General features: G+C 67.9%; 2 protein-coding genes. Both read right to left on the reverse strand.

Annotation, left to right across the window (positions count from 1 at the left end):
- Positions 1-114 precede the first annotated feature (114 nt).
- Entirely contained in the window at positions 115-894 is a 780-nt protein-coding gene (istB, locus tag CEY15_RS17525) for an IS21-like element helper ATPase IstB (protein ID WP_095719479.1), read from the reverse strand.
- Positions 891-2534: an IS21 family transposase gene (gene istA / locus CEY15_RS17530; protein WP_141244329.1), complete on the reverse strand. Its 1644-nt coding sequence runs from the start codon at positions 2532-2534 to the stop codon at positions 891-893. The genes istB and istA overlap by 4 nt, the downstream gene beginning before the upstream one ends.
- Positions 2535-2748: the final 214 nt, after the last annotated feature.

The raw sequence follows: 2748 nt of genomic DNA on the forward strand, positions 1-2748 counted from the left end.
GCTTCGCCGGTTTCGTCCGACACCGCTTGTCGGTGAGTTCTGACACCGCTGGGGCCGGATTCGTGCTGGTGATGTAGGTCTGGGTCGACATCACTTCCCGCGCATGGGCAGCGGTCAGGTCGTCCGCTGCTTGGCGGCTTGGGCCAGGCGGTAGGAGTCGGTGCCGGTCTCGAGGATGGTGCCGCCGAAGGTGAGCCGGTCGACGATGGCGGCGCATAGCCGGGGGTCGGTGAAGGTCTTGGTCCAGCCGCCGAAGGACTCGTTCGAGGCGATGGCGACGGAAGCCTTCTCCTCGCGTTCGGTGAGGACCTGGAAGAGCAGTTCCGCGCCGCGGCGGTCGAGTTGCATGTAGCCGAGTTCGTCGATACACAGCAGGTCGACGCGGCCGTAGCGGGCGATGGTCTTCGCCAGCGTCATCTCGTCGGCGGCCTCGACGAGCTCGTTGGCGAGTTGGGTGGCCAGGGTGTACTTGACCCGGTAGCCGGCCATGGCGGCCTCGGTGCCGAGTGCGATGAGCAGATGGGACTTGCCGGTGCCGGAGTCCCCGATGAGGCAGAGTGGCTGGCCCTTCTGGACCCATTCGCACTTGGCGAGGGTGTGGATCACGGCGGGGTCGATGTTGGGGTTGGCGTCGAAGTCAAAGGCTCGCAGGGACTTCTCGCGGGGGAACTTGGCGGCCTTGATTCGGCGCTCGGACCGGCGTCGGGCGCGGTCGTCGCATTCGGCGAGCAGTAGTTCGGCGAGGAAGCCGCGGTAGGACATCTGCTCCCGGCTGGCCCGGTCGGCGTAGTCGGTGAAGGAGTTGCGGATGGTGGGCATCCGGAGCATCCGGCAGGCCTGGTCGATCGCGGCGTCGGCTGCTTCCTCGGTCATTCCACGGCGTTTGGGGGTCATGGTGCGGCTCCTTTGTTCGGGTTCTCGCGGCGGCTGGCCAACAGCTGGTCGTACTTCTCCACGCTCGGCAGCGGCCGATCGTCTGCGGGCAGGTGGGCACGGAGCCGGCGCTCGGTCAACGACCTGACTGCGGGTGCCTCCTGCGACGCCAATGGCTCGCCGCTGATCTCGATGACGGCCTCTTCCGTCGAGTTGTCGTGTTTGCGGGCTTCCAGCGCGACGGCGTCGGCGGTGAGCGCGCCAGCATTCAGCGCTGCGGCAAGGCCGGCGACGACCTGGTCGTGGGGCAGATGACGGTGCAGCATCAGCACCTCGATCAGCGCGCGGGTGCCTTCGGCATCACCGTGCGCCTTACAGGCGGCGGCCCACCAGGAGTCGTGGACCGGCGTGAACCGGCCTGCCGCGCGCGCTTGCTCCAGCGCGGTCGCGCCGGGCGGTGCGCCAGGCTTGCGGAGCAGGACTTCGAGGTAGTGGTCGAGATCAACGCGTGTGCCGCCTTTGGTCATCAGCCGCTCGTGGCGGGCGATCTCGGTCTTGCCATCGAACACGACCAGGTTGCTGGCGTGGAGCAGCACTCGGACCTGGCGTCCGACCATGCGGGCGGGCACGGAGTACTTGTTCATCCGCACCGCTATCTGGGCGTACCGGTCGACCCGGGGCGTGAACCAGCGGCCGGTCTCGAATGGCTCGGTCGGAAGCGGCGCGAGGAGCGGTTCCTCGGTGGAGAAGTGCTCGCCGACCGTGTGGGCGCGCGAACCGATCCGACGAGAGTCATCGTGGATGTCCCAGACGTCGATGAGGGCGTTGAGTTCCGCGAGGGAGTCGACCTCGGGGACGGGGACGAGGTGGTTACGGCGGAACCAGCCGATCTGCCCCTCGACGCCGCCCTTCTCATGCGCCCCCTGGATGCCAGGCTGACAGTAGAAGGCCTCGATGCCGTAGTGGGATCGGAACGCGGTCCATCGGTCGGCCTCGACCCGCTGGCGGGAGAAGCCGATCACGCTCGCGACGGCGGCCTTGAGGTTGTCGTAGCGGATCTTCCCGGTCGGGACCCCGCCGAGCACATTGAAGGCGTGTGCGTGGCCCTCGAAGAAGGCTTCCTGCCCAGCCGAGGAGCTGATTCGGTGCACAGCCTTGCCGGAGTAGGAGAGCCGTAGACTGAACAGCGCGCATGTGACCAGCTCGCCGCGCAGCCGGATCGCGACCTCGCCGAAGTCGACCTCGGCCTCCCGACCGGGGAGGTGTTCCTGCGGGATGAAGGTGTTCGCGGGTTCTCGACCGGCCTCGATGCGGATCTCGCGGCGGCGGGTGGCGACGTAGTCGCGGACCATCCCGTAAGAGACGACGCCTGTGGCCTCGTGCTCGTCCAGCAGCCGGTCGAAGATCCGCTTGGCGGTATGCCGCTGCTTCCGCGGCGCGTCGAGATCGTCGCGCAACCAGCCGTCGATCACGTCTCGGTACGGATCGAGCCGTGACCCGCGCTTGGGCGGCGGCTTCCTGGCCTTCGGCCACGCCGACTCCAACGCAGCAGCGACCGTGCGGTACCCGACCCCGTGCTTGCGCTGCAGGGCACGATTCGACATGCCCGTCCTGGCGTCACGCCGGATCGCGGCATACAGATCCACCCGGCTTCCTGCCATCAGGCGGATCCGATCCTCAGACAAGGTGCCTTTCGCGCGGCCGGGACCGCGATCGCTCCGAGGAGGCGCAGGCGACCGTGCACGACCGACCCGCTTAGGAGCGCCGTGGGGAGTGGTCTGGCCCGGACTTCGTCAGGGAGCCGAGTGCAGTCATCGCGGAGGTCTCGATCGTCGCGATGTCATCGTGTCAAGGGCCATTGAGTTCTGCCCAGGG

Source organism: Dietzia natronolimnaea, from assembly GCF_002289575.1.
Taxonomy (GTDB): domain Bacteria; phylum Actinomycetota; class Actinomycetes; order Mycobacteriales; family Mycobacteriaceae; genus Dietzia; species Dietzia natronolimnaea_A.

What these genes read in the sequence shown, in the direction of transcription:
- istB (WP_095719479.1), bottom strand. Translation starts at nt 894, where the DNA reads ATGACCCCCAAACGCCGTGGAATGACCGAGGAAGCAGCCGACGCCGCG.
- istA (WP_141244329.1), bottom strand. Translation starts at nt 2,534, where the DNA reads ATGGCAGGAAGCCGGGTGGATCTGTATGCCGCGATCCGGCGTGACGCC.